Here is a 19,369-nt window from a genome sequence, read left to right as displayed (position 1 = left end):
AGGTGTCAGCCCCCGTCGCCGCCACCGCCACCGCCGTCGCCGCCGCCGCCGTCGCCACCACCGCCGTCGCCGCCCCAGCCACCGTCGCTGCCGCCGTAGCCGGAGTAGTCGTGCCCGCCGATCATCCCGCCGCCCTCCCACGCATCGGGGTCGCTCCAGGCGACGGCGATCGGCAGCTGCGTGTGAGCGCTCCCGTGCAGCGGCCCGGCGTACGCCATGGTGAGCCGCTCGGCCACGAAACGGCCCTCCTGCACGAGCTCGGCATACCAGCCGCCGGCCCACGCCGCGTAGACCGGCCCGGAGGCGAACCATGCGACGCGGCGATCACCCAGCCGCACCAGCCGTACGTCGGGCTGCTCGCCGCCCGCCAACCGCTCGGCGTCGCGGAAGCACACCGGTACGTCGCGGGCCACGCCGCCCGGCGGTGCCCACGTGACGTCGCTGGTGGCCGGGCCGTGGGCCGGGTCGAAGAAGCACGGCGGCCGGCGCTCCGGCCTCGGTGAGCCGGCCTGGCTCGCGAGCACGCACGCATGGGCGAAGCGGCCGTCGGCCAATGTCCGGGTCACGCCGGTCACGTCGGCCGCGGTGCTGGCCCTGTGCAGGGCAGCCTTGGCCTGCTCGTAGGCGTCGAGCGCGCGTTGGTAGTCGCCGCGCATCTCCTCGTCGAGCGGCGTGCCCAACGTGTCGAGATGGAGTGTCGCCAGCTCCTCGCCGAAGCGGGTGACGTCCTCCTCCGCCGCGCGCCGCACGTGCCGGAACGCGTCGAGCTCGGCGAGCTGCTCCTTGCGTCGCTCGCGCCTCCGCCTGCTCAGCACGACCCCATCGTTCCACAATCCCCGCAGTCCCGGCCCCGGACTGACCGACCCCCTGTAACCTCGGAGGTTCGCCGATCGTTCTCGGGGGAGAGACCACATGACGACCCGTATCCGCCTGCTGCCGCTCGCGCTCGCCGTGAGCGCGCTGCTGCTGCCCGCCCTGCCGGCGTCCGCCGCCGGCACGTCGGCGGCCGACCCGCGCCGGGCGGTCGAGACCTGGTCCACCCCGGGCAGCAGCGCGATCACGATCACCGGCCGCGGCTTCGGCCACGGTCACGGCATGTCGCAGTACGGCGCCCTCGGCGCAGCCCAGCAGGGCCTGACGTGGCAGCAGATCAACGAGTTCTACTACCCCGGCACCACGTGGGGCGCGGTGCGGGGCAAGGTCCGGGTGCTCATCACCGCCGACACCGGGCGTGACGTGCAGGTCGCGGCGGAGCGGGGGCTCAAGGTCCGCTCGCTCGCCCGCGCGCGCACCTGGCGCCTGCCCTCCAACGGGGCGCGGAAGTGGCGCCTGGTCGCGGCCGGTCGCGACACCGCCGTCCAGTGGACCAAGGGCGGTTCGTGGCGTCGCTGGAAGAAGGTGCCCGGCGAGGCCGAGTTCTCCGCGGCCGACCGTCGCCTGACCCTCGTGCTGCGGGGCGCCCGGCGCGACTACCGCGGCACCCTGCAGTCGGTCGCCGCACGCCCGGGCGGCAAGCGCGAGACCGTCAACCGCGTCGGCATGGAGGCCTACCTGCGCGGCGTCGTGCCGCAGGAGGTTCCTGCGCTCTGGACGGCAGCGGCGGTCAGCGCCCAGTCCGTCGCGGCGCGCACCTATGCGGCGTTCGAGCGCTCCCAGCCCGCTGCGGCCCACTACGACCTCTGCGACACCACCCAGTGCCAGGTCTACGGCGGGGTCGACGTCGAGCACGAGGCGGCGACCGCGGCCATCCAGGCGACGGCCGGACAGGGCCTCTTCTTCGACGGACGTCCGGCGTTCACGCAGTTCTCCGCCAGCAACGGCGGCTTCTCCTCGGCGGGCTCCATGCCCTACCTCGTGGCGCAGGCCGACCCCTACGACGGCCTCGCCAACCCGGCGTACTCCACCTGGACGACCACGGTCGACGACACCCAGGTCGAGAAGCACTGGCCCGGCATGGGCGACCTGACCGGCATCGAGGTCGTCTCGCGCGACGGCAACGGCGACTGGGGCGGGCGGGTCGCCGAGATGGCGTTCGTCTTCACCGGCGGCCGGGTGAGCGTGAGCGGCGACGAGACCCGCTCCTACCTCGGCCTGCGCTCGGACTGGTTCACGTTCAGCGTGCTGCCGCGCCAGAAGGGGCCTGCCCGACTGTGACCCGACGGTTCCGCACGGCGGCGGCAGTGGCCGCCCTCGCCCTCGCTGCGTCCGCCTGCGAGTCCGGCCAGGCGGCCGGCGGCGGTGACGTCGACCTGCCCGACCCCGTCGTCGACACCGAGGTCACCACCCGCGTCGACTACGTCGCGATGGGCGACTCGTTCTCGGCCGGGCCGTTCATCGGCACGATGCGCACCGACCCGCAGGGCTGCGCGCGCTCGAAGGACAACTACCCGGCCTTCGTGGCCGACTGGCTCGACGTCGCCAGCTACACCGACGTGACCTGCTCGGCCGCGACGACCCGCGACCTCTACGAGCCGATGGTGATGTTCGACGGCAACACCGCCCCGCCCCAGGTCGACGCGCTCTCCGACGAGACCGACCTGGTCACGCTCGGCATCGGCGGCAACGACTTCGGCATCTACGACTCGCTCATCCAGTGCCAGCGGGGGCCGGCCGTGGCCTGCCCCGTCGAGACGCTGCGCACCGACACCGGCAAGGTCGCCGGGCGGGTGCAGCAGGCCGTGCGCCGCATCGAGAAGGCCGCGCCCGACGCCGAGGTCCTCGTCGTCGGCTACCCCGACATCCTCCCCACCGAGGGCACCTGCGGCGCCGTCGGCGTGCCCGCCGAGGTGCTGGCGCCGGTGGCCGAGGTCGCCGAGCTGCTCAACCGCTCGCTCCGCCGCGGCGCGCGGGCGGCAGGGGCGTCGTACGTCGACATGGCGGCGGTCTCCGACGGGCACGACGTGTGCGCCAAGGGCCGGGCGTGGGTCAACGGCCCGCGGTTCCGCGCGGGCATCGCCGCGCCGTTCCACCCCAAGATCAACGGCATGCGCGCGGTGGCCACCGAGGTCTACCGGGAGGTGACGGGGGAGGACCCCGCCGAGATCACGGAGTACGCCGAGCCCGACCCCGACGTGATCGTCCTCAACGAGGGCTGATCACCAGCACCAGGTCGCCGCCCTCGACGGCCTGCGTGGCGCGGACCGCGAGCCGGCTGACCGTGCCGGCGACCGGCGCGGTGATGGAGGCCTCCATCTTCATCGCCTCGATCGTCGCCACCGTCTGGCCTGCCTCGACGCTGTCGCCCTCCGCGACGGTGACCGTCACCGCCCCGTCGTAGGGCGCGGCGACGTGCCCCGTGCTGGTTGCGTCGGCCTTCTCGGCCGAGACCACGTCGGCGGAGATGCTGCGGTCGCGCACCTGGACCGGCCGCATCTGGCCGTCGGCGGTCGCCATCACGTTGCGGTAGCCGCGCTCGTCGGGCTCGCTGATCGCCTCGAGCCCGAACAGCATCTCGCGGCCCTCGCGCACCTGCACGCGGTGCTCCTCGCCGCGGCGCAGGCCGTAGAGGTAGTCGATGGTCGACACCGCGGACAGGTCGCCGTAGGCCTCCCGGGACTCGCGGAAGGCGGCCGTCGGGCCCGGGAAGAGCAGCTCGTTGAGCGTCGCGCGGCGGTCGCTGGCCAGGCTCGCCTGCTGGTCGTCGGTGAGGCTCTCGATCGGCTGCTTCCAGGTGCGTCCGGCCAGAGCCTTGGTCCGGAACGGCTCGGGCCAGCCGCCGGGCGGGTCTCCCAGCTCGCCGTTGAGGAAGCCGATGACGGAGTCCGGGACGTCGTACGACGCCGGGTCGGCCTCGAACGCGTGAGGGTCGGCGCCGGCCGCGACGAGCGCGAGGGCGAGGTCGCCGACGACCTTGGACGATGGCGTCACCTTGACGACGTTGCCGAGGATGTCGTTGGCCGCGGCGTACATGTCCTCGACCTGCTCGAACTTCTCGCCCAGGCCCAGCGCGATCGCCTGCTGGCGCAGGTTGGAGAGCTGGCCGCCGGGGATCTCGTGGCGGTAGACGCGTCCGGTGGGGGCGGGCAGGCCCGACTCGAAGGGCGCGTAGACCCGGCGGGTGGCCTCCCAGTAGGGCTCCATCGCGTTGACGGCGGCGAGGGAGAGACCCGTCTCGCGCTCGGAGTGGTCGGTCGCCGAGACCAGCGCCGACAGGGCGGGCTGCGACGTGGTGCCGGCCATCGAGGCGCAGGCGGCGTCGACCGCGTCGACGCCGGAGTCGATCGCCGCGAGCAGCGTGGCGAGCTGGCCGCCGGGGGTGTCGTGGGTGTGGAGGTGGACCGGCAGGTCGAAGCGCTCGCGCAGCGCCGTCACGAGGGTGCGGGCGGCCGGAGCGCGCAGGAGGCCCGCCATGTCCTTGATCGCCAGCACGTGGGCGCCTGCGTCGACGATCTGCTCGGCGAGGCGGAGGTAGTAGTCGAGGGTGTAGAGGCGCTCGTCGGGCGAGGACAGGTCGCCGGTGTAGCAGAGCGCCACCTCGGCCACCGACGTGCCGGTGGCGCGCACGGCGTCGATGGCCGGGCGCATCTGCGAGACGTCGTTGAGGGCGTCGAAGATGCGGAACACGTCGATGCCGGTCTCGGCCGCCTCCTGCACGAAGGCCTCGGTGACGGCGGTCGGGTAGGGCGTGTAGCCGACGGTGTTGCGCCCGCGCAGCAGCATCTGGAGGCCGACGTTGGGGATCGCCTCGCGCAGGGCGGCCAGCCGCTCCCACGGGTCCTCGGCGAGGAAGCGCAGCGCGACGTCGTACGTCGCCCCGCCCCAGCACTCCACCGACCACAGCTGCGGGGTGGTGCGGGCGACGTGGTCGGCGACGGCGAGCAGGTCGCGGGTGCGCACCCGCGTGGCGAGCAGCGACTGGTGCGCGTCGCGGAAGGTCGTGTCGGTGACGGCGACCTCCTTCTGCGCCCGGAGGCGTCGGGCGAACTCCTCGGGCCCGACCTCGCGCAGCAGCTGGCGGGTGCCGTCGGGCACCGGCTGGGAGCGGTCGAGCCGCGGCAGCTTGCTGGCTGGGGTGACGGTGACGGGCGCGGCACCGTGCGGCTGGTTGACCGTGACGTCGGCGAGGTAGGCCAGCAGCTTGGTGGCGCGGTCGCCGCCGAGGTTGGCCTTGAGCAGACTCGGGTGGTCCTCGATGAAGGAGGTGGTGACGCCGCCGGCGGCGAAGTCGGGGTCGGCCAGCACGGCCTGGAGGAACCCGACGTTGGTGGAGACGCCGCGGATGCGGAACTCCAGGAGCGCGCGTCGCGCCTTCTGCACCGCGGCCTCGAAGGTCCGGCCGCGACAGGTCAGCTTGGCCAGCATCGAGTCGAAGTGCGGGCTGATCTCGGCGCCGCTGTAGGTCGTTCCGCCGTCGAGGCGCACGCCGGGACCACCGGGGGAGCGGTAGGTGGTGATCTTGCCGGTGTCGGGGCGGAAGCCGTTGGCGGGGTCCTCGGTGGTGATGCGGCACTGGAGGGCGAAGCCGCGCGGCTGGACCGAATCCTGGGTGAGGTCGAGGTCGGCGAGCGTGGCGCCCGCGGCGATGAGCATCTGCGACTGCACGAGGTCGACGGCGGTGACCTCCTCGGTCACGGTGTGCTCGACCTGGATGCGGGGGTTCATCTCGATGAAGACGTACTTGCCGGAGGGGTCGAGCAGGAACTCGACCGTGCCGGCGTTCTTGTAGCCGATCTCGCGGGCGAAGCGGACCGCGTCGGCGCAGATGCGATCGCGCAGCTCGGGGTCGAGGTTGGGCGCGGGGGCGATCTCCACGACCTTCTGGTGGCGTCGCTGCACCGAGCAGTCGCGCTCGTAGAGGTGGATCACGCCACCCTCGGAACCCGTCCCGTCCGACAGGATCTGCACCTCGATGTGGCGCGGGTCGACGACGGCCTGCTCGATGAAGACGGTGGGGTCACCGAACGCGCCCTCGGCCTCGCGCATGCAGGCCTCGATGGCGTCGCGCAGGGCGGCGCCCCCGTCTTCACTCAGCGGAGTGTCGACGCGCCGCATGCCGCGCCCGCCGCCGCCGGCGACGGCCTTGACGAAGAGGGGCGCCTCGAGGGACTCCGCGGCGGCGAGAAGCTCCTCGACGTCGGTCGACGGCGGGACCGACTCGAGCACGGGTACGCCGGCGGCCTTGGCCGCCGCGATCGCGCGCGCCTTGTTGCCGGTGAGGGTCAGCACCTCGGCACTGGGTCCGATGAAGGTGATGCCCGCGGCGGCGCACGCCTCGGCGAGGGCAGGGTTCTCCGACAGGAAGCCGTAGCCGGGGTAGACGGCGTCGGCGCCGCACTGCACCGCGACGTCCACGATCGCCTGCGGGTCGAGGTAGGCGCGGACCGGGTGGCCCTCCTCGCCGATCTGGTAGGCCTCCTCGGCCTTCATCCGGTGCTCGGACCCGCGGTCCTCGTGGGGGAAGACGGCCACCGTGCGCGCACCGATCTCGCGCGCTGCACGGAAGGCCCGGACTGCGATCTCGCCACGGTTGGCGACGAGCACCTTGGAGAACATGGGCCGCACGCTATCGAGTGACGGGTGTGACGCGGGTTACCCGTCCGTACCCCGGTCGGGCTCAGGCGGCCGCTCGCTGCTGCGTCCGCCACCACGCCACCGTCTGCGCGAGCCCGTCGGCCAGCGGGGTGGGGGAGAGCCCGAGGCGGGTCTCGCTGGCGGTGGAGTCCATGACGAACGGCCGGTCGAACATGTAGCCGGTCTCGGCCATCTCGCGCACGCTGCGTGACACGACGCCCGCGGCGCCGAGGAGGGACACCGGGATCGAGGCGACCTTCGGGGCGCGTACGCCGCCCGCCTCGGCGACCAGCTCGACGAGGCGGCGCTGGGTGACCGGCCCCGCCGTCGGCGCGTGGAGGAACGAGTCCCAGAGCTCCGATCGCGCGGCCGCGGTGATCATCGCGGCCGCCAGGTCGGGCACGTAGGTGAAGGAGTGCGGCTGGTCGGGGCTGCCGAGCACGCGCATCGTGCGACCGGCCAGGACCGTCGGCACCAGGCGCTCCCCGGCGTGGGCGTTGCGGACCAGGGGGCCGTAGAAGTCGGACGCGGCGACGCTGACCGTCGGGGTCGGCGAGGCCTCGCGCTGGGCCAGCAGCTCGGTGCGCACGCCCAGCTTGCCGGTCGTCGCGGTGCGGGGCGTCGCCTCGGTGAGGGTGCCGTCGACCGGGCCGTACGAGTAGAGGCTCTCCGGGAACACCACGACCGCGCCGACGCGTCCGGCCGCCTCGAGGACGGCCCGCTCGGCCTGCGGCAGCTCGGCGCGCCAGACGCGGGCGTCGTACGCCGACCCGTGGATGCAGTGGTGCACCGCGACCGCTCCCTCGAAGGCCCCGGCCAGGGCGTCGGGTCGGGAGACGTCGATCTTCCGCCGCTCGATGGAGGGGTGGTCCGGTCCGCTGCCCGACCGGGTCAGCAGACGGACCTGCTCGCCGGCGTCGGCGAGCTGCCGGGCGACGGTCGAGCCGACGGGGCCGGCTCCGGTGACGACGTGGATCGTGCTCATGGGTTCTCCTCGGAAAGAGAGAGCAGTGCTCTCGTTTCGGCCAGCATGCACCTGGAGCATCGGGAAAGCAAGAGCAGTGCTCGCGTGTGTCACAGGCGCTCACGGATGTGGCACCATCGACCCATGGACGACACGACATCGACGCCTCGCAGCAGGGCTCGCGAGCAGACGATGCGCGACATCGTCCGCATCGGCCGTGAGCACCTGGCGACCGAGGGGGCCGCGGCGCTGTCGCTGCGGGCCGTGGCGCGCGACCTGGGCCTGGTGTCATCAGCGATCTACCGCTACGTCGCCAGCCGCGACGAGCTGCTGACCCTGCTCGTGGTCGACGGCTACGACGAGCTCGGCGACGCCGTGGACGCCGCCCTCGAGGCGGTCGAGAGCGACGACCACGCGGGCCGGATCGTCGCGATCGCCCGCGCGACCCGCGCCTGGGCGCTGGTCGAGCCGGCGACGTACGCCCTCCTCTTCGGCAGCCCGGTGCCCGGCTACGAGGCACCCGCCGAGCAGACCACCGGCCCCGGCACGCGCGTCGTCGGTCGGCTCGTCGAGGTCTGGGAGGACGCGTGGCAGGCGGGGGCGATCTCGCTCGACGACGCGCCGCTCACCCCGCGACGCCTGTCCCGCGACCTGGCGCGCATCCGCAAGCAGATGGGTCTGACCGCCCCCGACCGGCTCGTCGCCCGCGGACTCTTCGCCTGGGCGGCGCTCTTCGGGTGCGTGTCGTTCGAGGTGTTCGGGCAGTACGGCGCCGACACCTTCAGTGAGCCCGGCGACCTCTTCGAGCACCACGTGGCGGCGCTCGTCGAGGCCGTGGGTCTGGCGTAGCTCGAGCAGGCAACCGCACGATCCGCGTCAGGCGGTCGCCCGCGCAACGCGCCGGCTCGTCACGCGGGGGGCGAGACCCTCGCGGTGAGGACCCGCAGGGTCTCCTGCAGCTCCGCGAACTCCTGTTTCCCGAGGCCGAGCTGATCCACCATGTCGCAGTGGATCGCCTCCGCGTGCCGCCGCAGGGACTCGCCCTTGCCGGCCAGCGACACGACGACGAAGCGCTCGTCCGCGTTGTCGCGACGGCGTTCGACGAGGCCTCCCGCCTCCATCCGCTTGAGCAGCGGGGTCAGCGTCCCGTGGTCCAGGCGGAGCTGGGCGGCGAGGTCGCGGACGGTGCAGCTCTCGTGCTCCCACAGGACGATCAGCACGAGGTACTGCGGGTAGGTGATGCCGAGCCGGGTGAGGACCGGGCGGTAGGCCGCGGTCACGGCCCGTGACGCGGCGTACAGGTCGAAACACAGCTGCTCGTCCAGCGGCGGTGCCTTGATCGTCCCCATGTCGCGCCATTCTGCCCTACGCATGTATCTTGTGCACAAGTGGTTCGTGCACGAGGCACCATGCCGCAGTCGGGGTCTGGGAGGGCACCTGTGGCTACACGAGCGATGCCGGAAGCAGGGGCCGGTCGCGCAGGACCGCTGGAACTGCTCCTCGCGAGGTCCGGCAGCGGTGACGCGGAGGCGTTCGCCGAGCTCTACGACCGCCTCGCTCCACGCGTTTTCGGCATGGTCACGTGCCTGCTCCGGGATGAGGACGCCTCGGAGAACATCACCCGCGAAGCGTTCATCGAGGCGTGGCGCCGCGCGCCGACCTACGACCCGTCCCACTCGAGCGCCGCGGCCTGGATGCTCGTCATCGCCCACCGGATGGCCGTACGAGCCCGTCGCCTCTCGCCGCGCCCGGTGGGGCAGCCTGCGCCGGCTGCCTACATCGACGACTCGGTCCTGCTGGCCGCCGGCCTCACCCATGCTCAGTCCCACGCCGTGCAGCTGGCCTGGTTCGACGGGCTCGACCACAGGCGGATCGAGGAGGAGCTCGACTCCGCCGAGCCGGTCACGACGCTGATCAACGAGGCGTTGAGGTCGCTGGCACCGATCGGTCCGCGGCGGTGAGGCCGAGCGTGACCGCAGACGAGATCGAGGACAACGATCGGCTCGTTCGTGCGCTCGAAGCGGCGGGGGTGGAGATCGACCACCTACGGGTCGCACTCGGTCGCCGCCTGGTCATCGGCCAGGCGCAGGGCGTGCTGATGGAGCGACTCGGGATCGACGCCGGCCAAGCATTCGACTACCTCAAGCGGATGTCGAGCCAGCGCAACCAGAAGGTCTACGTGATCGCCGAGGACATCGTCCGCACGCGAGAGCTGCCCGGCCTGTGAGACGCGCGAAGACGCACCGGGACGTAGAGCCCGACGGTCAGCAGCACCGCGACCGCGGAGACCAGCGGTGCGATCATCGCCAGCACCCAGGCCCCGACCACCAGGACGCCGAGCGTGGCGGTCGCGTCGACAGCCGTGCCGCGGTTGGTGGAGGGGTGGTTGCTCACCCACCCACTGTGAGCGGGATCCCCGGCCGGCGCCCCCCACGGGAACCCCAGATCAGACGTAGTTTCACCGGCAATCGCACACGTCAGCCGCGATCCGTGTCACCCGCGCGGCGAACCCTCGATCAGCGCGCGAGTGCCCGGCCGACGGCTCGGCCGGAGAAGATGCACCCACCGAGGAAGGTGCCCTCGAGCGCGTTGTAGCCGTGGACGCCGCCACCGCCGAAACCGGCGACCTCGCCGGCGGCGTACAGGCCCGGGACCCGGCTGCCGTCGGCCGCCACGCACTGGCCGTCGAGGTCGGTCTCGAGCCCGCCGAGCGTCTTGCGCGAGAGGATGTTGAGGCGGACGGCGATCAGCGGGCCGTGCGCCGGGTCGAGGATCCGGTGGGGCCTGGCGACCCGGATCAGCTTGTCCGTACGGCTGCGGCGGGCGTTGTGGATCGCCATGACCTGGACGTCCTTGGTGAAGGCGTTGTCGACCTGTCGGTCGCGCGCGACGACGTGCCGCTCGAGGTCGTCGAGGTCCAGCTCGGGGCCCCGGGCGATCTCGTTCATCCCGGTCACCAGCTCGGCCAGGGTGTCGGCGACGACGAAGTCGACGCCGTGCTCCTTGAACGCCTCGACCGGGCCGGGGGCGCCCTTCGCCAGCCGGCTCTGCGCCAGGAACTTCAGGTCCTTGCCGGTGATGTCGGGGTTCTGCTCGGAGCCGGAGAGCGCGAACTCCTTCTCGATGATCGACTGCGTGAGCACGAACCACGAGTAGTCGTGCCCGGTGGTCAGGATCTGCTTCATCGCGCCGATCGAGTCCGCCCCGGGGACGCCGGACATGCCCTCGAGCCGCTTGCCGTTCGCGTCGAACCACATCGACGACGGGCCGGGCAGGATCCGGATCGCGTGGTCGGGCCAGACCGGGTCCCAGTTGTGGATGCCCTCGACGTAGGCCCACATCCGGTCCCGGTTGACCATCGTCGCGCCCGCGGTCTCGGCGATGCCCTGCATGCGGCCGTCGACGTGCGCGGGGACGCCGGAGATCAGGTGGGTGGGTGCGGCGCCGACCCGCTGGGTGGGCCAGCTGCGCCGCATGAGCTCGTGGTTGTGGCCGATGCCGCCGGAGGTGACGACGACGGCCGGTGCGCGGTGCTCGAACTCGCCCACGGCGTCGCGGTCGGACCTCACGCCGCGGGGGGCGTCGTCGTCGGCGAGCACGGTCCCGCGCACGCCGACGACCGCGCCGTCCTCGACGACGAGCTCGCCGACCTGGTGGCGGAAGGCGAGGCGTACGAGCCCGGTCGTCTCGGCCTGCTGGACCGGCTCGGCGAAGATGCGGACGACCTCGGGCCCGGTGCCCCAGGTGAGGTGGAAGCGGGGGACCGAGTTGCCGTGGCCGGTCGCGCGCCCGTCGCCGCGCTCGGCCCAGCCGACGAAGGGCAGCGAGCGGAGGCCCAGGGCGCGGAGGTAGTCGCGCTTCTCGCGGTGGGCGAAGTCGACGTACGCCCTCGCCCACTGCTGCGGCCAGAAGTCCTCGCCGCGGCCCGGGCCGTCGGTGCCGTCGCCGAGGCGGTCGAACTGCGCCGAGCCCTGCCAGTCCTGCCAGGCCAGCTCGGGCGAGTCGGAGATCCCCATCCGGCGCTGCTCGGGGCTGTCGACGAAGAGGAGCCCGCCGAGCGACCACCAGGCCTGGCCGCCGAGGTTGTCGCGGTTCTCCTGGTCGAGCACCAGCACGCGCTTGCCGGCGAGGGCGAGCTCGTGGGTGGCGACCAGCCCGGCGAGGCCGGCGCCGACGACGATGACGTCGGGGGTGAAGTCGGGGGTCATGACGGTTCCTCGGGGTAGTGGCTGACGATCATCTCGGCGAGCAGGCGCAGCGCCCGCTCGACGGTGCGGCCGGGTGCGGCGGCGGGGTCGGGGTCGAGGGCCGAGAACGCCAGGCCGTCGAGCATGTTGATGACGATGCTGAGGACGGCGGGGAGGTCGTCGGCGGAGAGCCGGTCGCCCCACAGGTCGGCGGCGACGGCGAGGATCTGCGCCTGTAGCAGCTCGCGCGCGGGCAGCAGCGCGTCGCGCAGGTCGGCGTCGGCGCGCGCGGCGACGAGCAGCTCGCGCCAGGTCTGGTTGGTGGGGGAGAGCACGGCGGCCCGCAGGTGGGCCAGCACGTCCGCCACGTCGTCGACGGTGTCGACCGTCGCGCCCTCGGTCGTGGCGCGGAACGCCTCGACGTTGCGGATCGCCACGTGCTCCGCGGTCGCGACCAGCAGCGCCTGCCGGGTCGGGAAGTGACGGAAGAGCGCCCCCTGGCTGACGCCGGCCTCCGCGCAGACCGCGGCGGTCGAGGTGGCGGCGTACCCCCGCTCGGTCAGGCACGTCACGGTCGCCTCGAGCAGCGCGCCGATGGTGCCCTCGCGGCGCTGGGCCTGCGTACGCCGTTCGCGGGTCGTGGTCACGGCGTCAGTCTCACATAGAAAGTGAGCGCTTGCTATCTATCTTCGGAAGCGAGACAGGACGTCATGGGACAGCGAGGTCCGAGCCACCGATTCCCATGACGTCCCGGGTGGATCAGTCCTTGATCTCGCAGATGACGGCGCCGTTGGTGACGGTGGCGCCGACCTCGGCCTGGAGCCCGGCGACGGTGCCGGCCTTGTGGGCCTTGAGCGGCTGCTCCATCTTCATCGCCTCCATGACGACGACCACGTCGCCCTCGGCGACCTCCTGGCCCTCCTCCACGGCGACCTTGACGATGGTGCCCTGCATGGGCGAGGTGACGGAGTCGCCGGAGGCAGCGGCGCCGGCCTTCTTGGTCGACCGCTTGCCGGCCTTCTTCGCACCGTTCGCCGCGCCGGCTCCCCCGGAGAGGGAGAGCCCGCCGAGCCCGGCGGGCAGGACGACCTCGAGCCGACGGCCGCCGACCTCGACGGTGACCTTCTGCCGCTCGCCCTGCTCGTCGGCCTCGCCCGCGTCACCGGCGTACGGCTCGATCTGGTTGTCGAACTCGGACTCGATCCACTGCGTGTAGACGGTGAACTCGCCCTCGCCGGTGGGCGTGGAGGCGCCGACGTAGGCCGGGTCGCGGACGACTGCGCGGTGGAACGGGATGACGGTGGGCATGCCGTCGACGACGAACTCGTCCAGCGCGCGGCGCGAACGCTCGAGGGCCTGGGTGCGGTCGCGGCCGGTGACGATGAGCTTGGCGATCAGGGAGTCGAACGAGCCGGGGATGGTCTCGCCCTGGTCGTAGCCGCCGTCGAGACGTACGCCGGGTCCGGCCGGTGCGTGCCAGCGGGTCAGCGTGCCGGGGGCGGGCATGAAGTTGCGGCCGCCGTCCTCGGCGTTGATGCGGAACTCGATGGAGTGGCCGCGGATCTCGGGGTCGTCGTAGCCGAGCTCCTCGCCGGCGGCGATGCGGAACATCTCGCGCACGAGGTCGATGCCGGTGACCTCCTCGGAGACGCAGTGCTCGACCTGGAGGCGGGTGTTGACCTCGAGGAAGGAGATGGTGCCGTCCTGGGCGACGAGGAACTCGCACGTGCCGGCGCCGTGGTAGCCGGCCTCGGTGAGGATGCGCTTGGACGAGGCGTAGAGCTCGGTCATCTGCTCGTCGGTGAGGAACGGCGCGGGGGCCTCCTCGACGAGCTTCTGGTTGCGTCGCTGCAGCGAGCAGTCGCGGGTCGAGACCACGACGACGTTGCCGTGCTGGTCGGCCAGGCACTGGGTCTCGACGTGGCGGGGCTTGTCGAGGAACTTCTCGACCAGGCACTCGCCGCGACCGAAGGCGGTGACGGCCTCGCGGACCGCGGACTCGTAGGCGTCGGGGATCTCCTCGAGCGTGCGGGCGACCTTGAGGCCACGTCCGCCACCGCCGAAGACGGCCTTGATCGCGACCGGCAGGCCGTTGGCCTTGGCGAACTCGACGACCTCGTCGGCATCCTTGACCGGGTCCTTGGTGCCCGGCGCGAGCGGGGCCCTCGCCTTGTCGGCGATGTGCTTGGCCCGGGCCTTGTCGCCCAGCGCCTCGATCGCGGCCGGCGGGGGACCGATCCAGATCAGCCCGGCGTCGATGACGGCCTGGGCGAACTCGGCGTTCTCGGCGAGGAAGCCGTAGCCGGGGTGGATGCTGTCCGCGCCGGACTTCTCGGCGATCGCGATGATCTTGGCGATGTCGAGGTACGACTCGGCCGGCGTCGCCCCGCCGAGGGAGTGCGCCTCGTCGGCGAGCCGCACGAAGAGGGCGTCGCGGTCCGGGTCGGCGTACACGGCGACGGAGCCGATGCCGGCGTCCTTGCAGGCGCGGATGACGCGGACGGCGATCTCGCCGCGGTTGGCGATGAGGACCTTCTTCAAGCTCACGCGAGGACTCCTGACGGGGACACTGGGTCGGCGGCCGCGGTGGCCGGAGGGGCGTACCGCTCGGCAGGCTACCGCGCTCCGAGCACCGCGCGACCGACTGCTTGGTGCACGGGCCGTACGACGCGCGCGTAGGCGATCCCGACTGTGAGCGACGCCACAAGCGCGAGCCACTGGTGACCGGCGTCCTCGAGCGCTGGGTAGACCTGCCAGTGGGTGAGGTAGATGAAGAGGCTGGCGCCGGCGAGCACGCCTGCGGCCCGGGCGACCAGGGGCGTGACCGGCAGCTGCGGACGCCACAGCACGAGGAGGAAGCCGCCGAGCACGATGACCTCGCGGTGCACCTCGCCGAAGAAGCCGGTGACCAGGACGAGCGCCAGCGCGGAGACGAGCGCACGCTGGCGGGTCGTCTCCGCCCGCGCGCCCGCCCACCCGAGCGCGAAGAAGAACGCGACGACGAGCGTGGTGTAGCGCTCGGTGGGGCCGGCCCGCAGGCCGACCTCGGCGATCCGCGCCGCGGTCGCGACGGCGAGGACCGCGAGCGCGAACCGGAACGGCGTACGACGCTCAAGCCGGTGCAGCACGGGCAGCGTGGTCGCGGCCAGGGCGGCGGCGGTGAGCCACACGAGCGACTCGAGGAACCACAGCTGCCACTGGTCGTCCCACTCCGAGCCGTTGACCACCTCGCGGACGAACAGGACGGTGGTGAGGTCGTAGCTGCCGAGCACGAGCGCGACGCCGCCCACCCACAGCACCGCCGGGACGACGAGCTGGGCCAGGCCGGAGAGGCCGTGGCGCAACCGGTCGCGGGCGCCGCCGGGTGCGGAGAGCTGGAAGCGCGCGAAGTTGAACCCGGCGAGCGCGAGGAGCAGGTGGGCGCCGCCCTCGAGGCCGACGAGGTCGACGTGGCTGGCCACGATCATCACGATCGCGAGCGCCCGCAGCGCGACGGAGGTGTCGATGTGGGTGCGCGGGCGCCGGCGATCGTCGCCCGCCAGCTGCTCGAGCTCGCCGATGGTCCGCGCGTGCCACCCGGCAGGCGGTCCGCCGGGGAAGTGGTGGGCGAGACGGGTCGCGAGCTCGACGTAGGAGAGCGAGTCGCCACCGAGGGAGACGAAGGAGTCGGCGTCGGTGGCGTCGGGGCGGCCGAGCACCCGGACGACGTCGGCGCGCACGGTGCGGCCAGCCCCGGCGGACGCGTCCGGGGCGCCGTCCTCCTGCTCGACGTGCGTGGCCAGGTCGAGCAGGGCGGCGTAGTCGGGCTTGCCGCTGCTCGTGTGCGGCACCTGCGGCACGACGGAGACCTGCACGGCGTGCGGGGGGACGCCGCACCGGTCGGCGACGAGCGACCGGGCGGCGGCACGGCGGCGACCGTTGGTCACGAAGGCGTGGACGGCCCGCCCGGTGGCGACGACCCGGGCGTGCCGGTCGACGTCGGCCCGGAGGGTGCGCTCGACGGCGTCGAGGTCGATGCGCAGCCCGAAGACCTTGCCCCAGCGGTTGCGTCGCCCCACCACCTCGAAGAGGCCGTCCCGCTCGCGGGCGAGGTCGCCGGTGCGCAGCTCCGTCGTGACGCGCGGGAGGGCCAGGTCGGCAGGCTCCTCGGCGTAGCCGAGCATCACGTTGGGGCCGGAGTAGACGAGCTCGCCGACGCCCGGGCGGTCGTCGACCGACTCGTCGAGACGGAGGTGCCCGCCGGGGATCGCGACGCCGATGCTGCCCGGGTGCTCCTCGGCGAGGTCGGGGGGCAGCCACGCCATCCGCGCGGTGGCCTCGGTGGCGCCGTACATCACCACGAGGTCCCACCCGCGGCTGCGGCCGAACCGGCTCCAGCGGCGTACGTCGTCCGGCGCGAGCCGGCCGCCGGCCTGGGTCACCCGGCGCAGGGTGGGGAGGTCGCGGTCCTCGAAGCCGCTGGCTCCCAGCAGGTCGAAGGTGTGCGGCACGCCGGCGAGGCCGGTCACACCTGTGCGCGCGGCGAGGTCCCAGAAGCACTCGTCGACGACGCTCAGGTCGGTCAGCACGACGCTCGCGCCCACGACGAGGTGGGAGTGCAGGACCGACAGGCCGTAGCAGTAGTGCAGCGGCAGCGTCGTGGCGGCGCGGTCGGTGGAGGTGAGGCCGAGGTAGTCGGCGATCGCGGCGGCGTTGCTCGCGACGTTGTCGCGCGAGAGCCGCACGAGCTTGGGCGATCCGGTGGTGCCCGAGGTGCTCAGCAGGAGCGCGAGGTCGGGGTGCAGGTCGTGCGCGCCGGCGGTGCGTCGTACGTCGTCGCGCGCGCCGCTCGTGCAGATGATGTCGGGGTCGTAGGCAGCGACTGTCGCGTCGCGCTCGGCGGGGCGGCCGTCGGGGACGACGAGGGCGACGTGACCGTGCTGGAGCGCCGCGAGGTAGGCGACGAGCGAGTCGAGGTCGTTGGTGCCCTCGACCAGCACCAGCCGGCGGGCCGGACCCCACGTGGCCGCGCGGTCCGCCACGCGTCGGGCGATGTCGGCGTGGGTGAGGACCTCGTCGCCGGCGACCACCGCGGGAGCGGTGCCGAAGCGCGCGTGGTCGAGGACCGGTCCGACCCTCGTGGACCGGTCGAGCGCGGGCTGGGGCGACGTGAGGGTCACTCCGCGCCTGCCGGGTGGTAGGCACGGACCAGCCCGGTCACGCGCAGATGGACGACGTCGCCGGGGCCCGGGTGCCGCACGCCCGCCATCCGCGCGAGCACCGAGGTGCCCTCGTCGAGGCGGACCTGCACGGCGCAGTCGTGGCCGTAGTAGCTGACCTCCTCGACCGTGCCGCGGACGCCCTCGTCGTGGGCGAGGTCGACGAAGACCTGCTCCGGGCGGATCATCAGCGCGACCGGCCCGGTGGTCGGCTCGGTCAGCACGACCTCGCCCAGCGCGCACGTGGCGCGGGCGTCGGTGGCGGTGCCCGGCAGCACCACGGCGCGGCCGACGAACTCGGCGACCTGCGGGTCGGTCGGGGAGAGGTAGACCTCGCTCGGCGGGGCCGACTGCACCAGCCGGCCGGCCCGCATCACGGCGACCTGGTCGGCGAGCGAGAGCGCCTCGTTCTGGTCGTGGGTGACGAGCAGGGCGGTGGTGTTGGTCGCCTCGAGCGCGCGCCGCACGGCCCGCGCGGTGCTGCCGCGCAGGCTGGCGTCGAGGGAGGAGAACGGCTCGTCGAGGAGCACGACGGCGGGCTGCGGCGCCAGCGACCGGGCCAGCGCGACGCGCTGCTGCTGGCCGCCGGACAGCTCGTCGGGGCGGCGGTCGCGGAAGTCGGCGGGCAGCTCGACGAGGTCGAGCATCTCGGCCACGCGGTCGCGCCCCCTGCCACCGCCGCGTGCCTCGCGTGGCAGGCCGAACGCGATGTTGGCAGCCACGTCGAGGTGGGGGAAGAGTGCGCCCTCCTGGGGCACGTAGCCGACCCGCCGCGCCTGCGGGGCCACCGGGCGTACGCCGTCGCCGGCGACCGTCGTGTCGCCGAAGGCGATGTTGCCCGACTCGGGGAGGAGGAAGCCGGCGATGAGCCGCAGCAACGTCGTCTTGCCGCAGCCCGACGGCCCGAGGACCGTCGTGAAGGAGCCGTGGGGCACGTGGAGGGTGACGTCGTCGACGGCGCGGGTCGCGCCGAACGACTTGGTCACCCCGGTGATGGAGACGGAGGTCATGCCGGGATCCTTTCCGTCTGGTTGGCCGGTGAGTCGGTGCGCATCAGCAGCACGGTGGCGGGGATGGAGACGAGCACCAGCAGCAGCGCGTAGGGAGCGGCGGCGCCGTAGCGGAGCTCGGAGGACGCCGACCAGAACTCGGTGGCGAGCGTGCTGGTGCCGATGGGGGAGAGCATCAGGGTCGCGGTGAGCTCGGTGGAGATCGCGAGGAAGACCAGCGCCGCTCCGGCCCCGAGGCTGGGCGCGATCAGCGGCAGGGTGACCCTGCGGGCGGTGGCGAGCGGGCCGGTGCCGAGGCTGTGCGCGACGTCGTCGAGCACGGTCGGTGCCTGCTCGAGCCCGGCGCGGACGGTGACCACGGCTCGCGGCAGGAAGAGGATGACGTACGCCGCCACGAGCAGCGCGGCGGTCTGGTAGACGCCGGGCACCAGGCGCAGCGAGGCGACGACCAGCGCGAGCCCGACGACGATGCCGGGCAGGGCGTTGGCGATGTAGGTGCTGCGCTCGATCACAGTGCTTGCCCACCCGCGGTGGCGGACGGCCAGCCAGACGACCGGGATCGCCGCGAGCGTCGTGACGACCGCGCCGGCGAGGGCGAGCACGACCGTCGCGCCGAGCGCCTCGGCCAGCTCGGCCAGCGGGAACTCGGTCGACGTGCCGACGAGGAGCCAGCGCACGAGGGAGTAGGCGGGGACGCCGATGGCGAGGGCCACGACGGTGCCGGCGGCGGCGAGGGCCGGCCAGCGCCAGGGGCCGAGCGTGAGGGGTACGGCGTGCCGGGCGGCGCCGCGGCCCAGCCGGGCGTACCTGCGGTTGCCGCGCAGGCGCAGCTCGGCGAGCAGCAGGACGAGGCAGAGCAGGACGAGCACGCCGGCCATCGCGGTGGCGGCGGCACCGTTGAAGGTCGAGCCGTACTGGTCGTAGATGGCGGTCGTGAACGTCGGGAAGCGCAGCAGCGACAGCGCGCCGAACTCGGCGAGCAGGTGCAGGCCGACGAGCAGCGCACCGCCGAGCACGGCCGGGCGCAGCTGCGGCAGCACGACGGTGCGGAAGGTGCGGGCGCGCGAGTGGCCGAGCGACCACGACGACTCCTCGAGCGCGGGGTCGAGGCGGCGGAGCATCGCGACGACCGGGAGGTAGACGAGCGGGTAGTAGGACAGCGTGACGACGGTGAAGGCACCGGAGAACCCGTGGACGCTGCGGTCGAGCGAGACCCACGCGTAGCCGTTGACGAAGGCCGGGACGGCGAGAGGGGCGACGAGGAGGCCGTGCCACAGGCGGCGCCCCGGCAGGTCCGTGCGCTCCACGAGGACGGCCAGCGCGACGCCGAGCACGGCGGTGGCGGCCATGCAGGCGGTCGCGAGGGTGACGGTGTTGCGCAGCAGCTCGGCGATGCGCGGGCGGGCCAGGAGGTGCCAGAGGTCGACCGGTCCGATGATGACCACGTAGGTGGCCACGTAGAACAACGGCACCAGCGCCAGGAGCGCCACCGCCGCGCCC

At 73.2% G+C, this 19,369-nt stretch carries 16 protein-coding genes; 5 read left to right on the top strand and 11 right to left on the bottom strand.

What is annotated here, in order from left to right:
- Positions 1–5: 5 nt before the first annotated feature.
- A complete protein-coding gene (locus Q1B24_RS00945) occupies positions 6–815 on the bottom strand; it encodes a hypothetical protein (RefSeq protein WP_299922235.1) in 810 nt (269 codons plus the stop codon).
- A 97-nt stretch (positions 816–912) separates the two neighbouring features.
- Between Q1B24_RS00945 and Q1B24_RS00940 the strand changes: the two genes are divergently transcribed.
- Both Q1B24_RS00940 and Q1B24_RS00935 read left to right on the top strand, forming a co-directional pair.
- Entirely contained in the window at positions 913–2,154 is a 1,242-nt protein-coding gene (locus Q1B24_RS00940; RefSeq protein WP_299922233.1) for a SpoIID/LytB domain-containing protein, read from the top strand.
- On the top strand, positions 2,151–3,095 hold the full coding sequence (locus tag Q1B24_RS00935) for an SGNH/GDSL hydrolase family protein (RefSeq protein ID WP_299922231.1): 945 nt from the start codon (positions 2,151–2,153) through the stop codon (positions 3,093–3,095). Before Q1B24_RS00940 ends, Q1B24_RS00935 begins: the two co-directional genes overlap by 4 nt.
- Here the strand turns inward: Q1B24_RS00935 and Q1B24_RS00930 are convergent.
- Positions 3,082–6,492 carry a pyruvate carboxylase gene (locus Q1B24_RS00930; RefSeq protein WP_299922229.1) on the bottom strand — a complete coding sequence of 1,137 codons (3,411 nt, stop codon included), beginning with the start codon at positions 6,490–6,492 and terminating at the stop codon, positions 3,082–3,084. The two genes, Q1B24_RS00935 and Q1B24_RS00930, sit on opposite strands and share 14 nt — an antisense overlap.
- 61 nt (positions 6,493–6,553) lie before the next feature.
- Complete coding sequence (locus tag Q1B24_RS00925; protein WP_299922227.1) at positions 6,554–7,495, bottom strand: NAD-dependent epimerase/dehydratase family protein; 942 nt, start codon at positions 7,493–7,495, stop codon at positions 6,554–6,556.
- Positions 7,496–7,618: 123 nt separating this feature from the next.
- Between Q1B24_RS00925 and Q1B24_RS00920 the strand changes: the two genes are divergently transcribed.
- Positions 7,619–8,323 carry a TetR/AcrR family transcriptional regulator gene (locus tag Q1B24_RS00920; RefSeq protein WP_299922225.1) on the top strand — a complete coding sequence of 235 codons (705 nt, stop codon included), beginning with the start codon at positions 7,619–7,621 and terminating at the stop codon, positions 8,321–8,323.
- Between the two features lie 59 nt (positions 8,324–8,382).
- Here the strand turns inward: Q1B24_RS00920 and Q1B24_RS00915 are convergent, their stop codons facing one another.
- Entirely contained in the window at positions 8,383–8,823 is a 441-nt protein-coding gene (locus Q1B24_RS00915) for a MarR family transcriptional regulator (protein WP_299922223.1), read from the bottom strand.
- A gap of 90 nt (positions 8,824–8,913) precedes the next feature.
- Between Q1B24_RS00915 and Q1B24_RS00910 the strand changes: the two genes are divergently transcribed.
- On the top strand, positions 8,914–9,435 hold the full coding sequence (locus Q1B24_RS00910) for a sigma factor (RefSeq protein ID WP_299922221.1): 522 nt from the start codon (positions 8,914–8,916) through the stop codon (positions 9,433–9,435).
- Between the two features lie 8 nt (positions 9,436–9,443).
- Entirely contained in the window at positions 9,444–9,701 is a 258-nt protein-coding gene (locus tag Q1B24_RS00905) for an ANTAR domain-containing protein (RefSeq protein WP_299922218.1), read from the top strand.
- On the opposite strand, the gene Q1B24_RS00900 is transcribed toward Q1B24_RS00905, so the two are convergent.
- The 7 genes from Q1B24_RS00900 to Q1B24_RS00870 all read right to left on the bottom strand — a co-directional run bounded on the left by Q1B24_RS00900 (position 9,650) and on the right by Q1B24_RS00870 (position 19,359).
- Entirely contained in the window at positions 9,650–9,868 is a 219-nt protein-coding gene (locus tag Q1B24_RS00900; protein ID WP_299922216.1) for a hypothetical protein, read from the bottom strand. The genes Q1B24_RS00905 and Q1B24_RS00900 overlap by 52 nt on opposite strands.
- Before the next feature lie 122 nt (positions 9,869–9,990).
- Positions 9,991–11,682: an FAD-binding dehydrogenase gene (locus tag Q1B24_RS00895; protein ID WP_299922213.1), complete on the bottom strand. Its 1,692-nt coding sequence runs from the start codon at positions 11,680–11,682 to the stop codon at positions 9,991–9,993.
- Positions 11,679–12,308, bottom strand: a complete 630-nt coding sequence (locus Q1B24_RS00890) for a TetR/AcrR family transcriptional regulator (RefSeq protein ID WP_299922211.1) — start codon at positions 12,306–12,308, stop codon at positions 11,679–11,681. The genes Q1B24_RS00895 and Q1B24_RS00890 overlap by 4 nt, the downstream gene beginning before the upstream one ends.
- A gap of 112 nt (positions 12,309–12,420) precedes the next feature.
- Complete coding sequence (locus Q1B24_RS00885; RefSeq protein WP_299922209.1) at positions 12,421–14,208, bottom strand: biotin carboxylase N-terminal domain-containing protein; 1,788 nt, start codon at positions 14,206–14,208, stop codon at positions 12,421–12,423.
- Positions 14,209–14,276: 68 nt separating this feature from the next.
- A complete protein-coding gene (locus Q1B24_RS00880; RefSeq protein WP_299922207.1) occupies positions 14,277–16,820 on the bottom strand; it encodes an AMP-binding protein in 2,544 nt (847 codons plus the stop codon).
- Positions 16,817–17,869 (bottom strand): ABC transporter ATP-binding protein, encoded by a 1,053-nt coding sequence (locus tag Q1B24_RS00875; protein WP_299922205.1) that lies wholly within the window; start codon positions 17,867–17,869, stop codon positions 16,817–16,819. The genes Q1B24_RS00880 and Q1B24_RS00875 overlap by 4 nt, the downstream gene beginning before the upstream one ends.
- Positions 17,866–19,359 (bottom strand): iron ABC transporter permease, encoded by a 1,494-nt coding sequence (locus Q1B24_RS00870; RefSeq protein WP_299922197.1) that lies wholly within the window; start codon positions 19,357–19,359, stop codon positions 17,866–17,868. Before Q1B24_RS00870 ends, Q1B24_RS00875 begins: the two co-directional genes overlap by 4 nt.
- Positions 19,360–19,369: the final 10 nt, after the last annotated feature.

This window comes from uncultured Nocardioides sp. (genome assembly GCF_947488025.1).
GTDB lineage: Bacteria > Actinomycetota > Actinomycetes > Propionibacteriales > Nocardioidaceae > Nocardioides.
Note: the sequence above shows the minus strand (reverse complement) of the source record. Positions and strands in the feature narration are given on the sequence as shown.

Bases quoted from the DNA above. Each gene is read 5' to 3' on its own strand.
- Q1B24_RS00895 (WP_299922213.1), bottom strand. From the start codon at position 11,682: ATGACCCCCGACTTCACCCCCGACGTCATCGTCGTCGGCGCCGGCCTC.
- Q1B24_RS00925 (WP_299922227.1), bottom strand. From the start codon at position 7,495: ATGAGCACGATCCACGTCGTCACCGGAGCCGGCCCCGTCGGCTCGACC.
- Q1B24_RS00915 (WP_299922223.1), bottom strand. From the start codon at position 8,823: ATGGGGACGATCAAGGCACCGCCGCTGGACGAGCAGCTGTGTTTCGAC.
- Q1B24_RS00875 (WP_299922205.1), bottom strand. From the start codon at position 17,869: ATGACCTCCGTCTCCATCACCGGGGTGACCAAGTCGTTCGGCGCGACC.
- Q1B24_RS00940 (WP_299922233.1), top strand. From the start codon at position 913: ATGACGACCCGTATCCGCCTGCTGCCGCTCGCGCTCGCCGTGAGCGCG.
- Q1B24_RS00920 (WP_299922225.1), top strand. From the start codon at position 7,619: ATGGACGACACGACATCGACGCCTCGCAGCAGGGCTCGCGAGCAGACG.
- Q1B24_RS00930 (WP_299922229.1), bottom strand. From the start codon at position 6,492: ATGTTCTCCAAGGTGCTCGTCGCCAACCGTGGCGAGATCGCAGTCCGG.